The organism is uncultured Planktosalinus sp. (assembly GCF_963973675.1).
Classification (GTDB): domain Bacteria; phylum Bacteroidota; class Bacteroidia; order Flavobacteriales; family Flavobacteriaceae; genus Planktosalinus.
In genome coordinates this window covers 1-1,566 of the sequence record NZ_CAXBAN010000481.1, presented here as the reverse complement: position 1 = coordinate 1,566, position 1,566 = coordinate 1, and the positions used below count along the sequence as shown (strand labels likewise).

The window sequence follows — 1,566 nt, the reverse complement described above, 5'->3', positions numbered from 1 at the left end:
GTAATGTAGGTATTGATAACGAAGTTACCTTAACAGTAACTGATGCGTCAGGAAATACAGATACTGCGATTGCAATCGTAACAGTTATTGACGATATAGCACCGGTAATTGCCTGTGTTGGTGGAAGTGCCTTTGGTGTTGAAGTGTTTATCAATGAAATTCATTATGATAATGCCGGAGCTGATGAAGATGAGGCTATTGAAATTGCCGGTCCGGAAGGAACAAACTTGGAAAACTGGACATTGGTATTATACAATGGTGCCAATGGCCTGGTGTATCACACTGAAAACTTGACGGGAACTATTACAGATCAAAACAATGGATTTGGTACATTAAACTTCCCGATTGAGGGTATACAAAATGGAGCCCCTGATGGAATTGCACTTGTGGATGATACCAATGCTGTGGTTCAATTTTTGAGCTATGAAGGCACTATGGTAGCTGAAGATGGACCTGCAACAGGAATGACCTCTCAGGACATTGGAGTCTTTGAGCCGGGTTCTACCCCAATTGGTGAATCTTTACAATTGACCGGTACAGGAACCTTTTATGGTGATTTTACCTGGAATACTCCGGCAGCTTGGTCTCCCGGAGATGTAAATGCCGGCCAAACATTTGAAGAGGCAACAGTTGGTGCCCCATATTCAATTGTTCTTGACGCTGACGGATTGGCTTCAATTGCTGCACAAGACCTTATAATAGGTGTTGAAGAAGCTTGTTCTTACCAAATCTCATTCGGTCCTCCAAGTGGAGTTAATGAATGTGGTGATAACCTGGGTGCTCCAATAAGTAACACTTTAGATCCAACAACTTCTGCTATTTCAATATCAGAAAGTGGTGTATTAGGAGAAGACTTCAATCTTTCAAATATATCTATTGATATTACTCATACATGGACTGGAGATTTGACACTTGAATTGACATCACCAAACGGCTCAACTTTATTGCTTTCTGATGCGAATGGCGGGTCTGGTGATAACTATACCAACACTGTATTTGCAGATGGAGGAGATGATATCACTGCTGCTACTGCTCCTTTTACAGGTACTTTTGCACCTGAAGGCGGAACATTTGCTGATACATTTGCTGGTGAAGAAATTTCAGGAGACTGGACATTGACCGTTACAGATGGCGTTGGTGGTGATGATGGAGTTTTAAATGATTTCTGTATCAGCTTTGAAGCATTGTCTTCTTCTGTTATGGAATTGACCTGTGAAAATGTAGGGATGAATGAAATTGAAGTTACTGTAACTGATGCAAGTGGAAACTCAACTTCTTGTTTTGCTTTAGTTGAAGTAATAGACAACATTGCTCCTGTATTAGTATGTCAGGATATCGACTTGTCAATTGGTGAAGATGGTACAGTTACCCTTGACCCAATGGACTTATTAGATATGGACAACACTGTTGAAGCATGTGGTCTTGAAGCTTTAACAGCCGATATTACAGAGTTTGACTGTTTGGATATTGGTTCAACAATTGAGGTTACAGTATTTGCACAGGACCCATCAGGCAACATCGCTTCTTGTACAGCAATGGTTACGATTGTAGACACAGTTGCACCGG

1 protein-coding gene is annotated in these 1,566 nt (G+C 41.1%); it reads left to right on the top strand.

What is annotated here, in order from left to right:
• On the top strand, positions 1 to 1,566 hold a 1,566-nt coding region (locus AACY61_RS13535), incomplete at both ends, for a proprotein convertase P-domain-containing protein (RefSeq protein ID WP_339612112.1).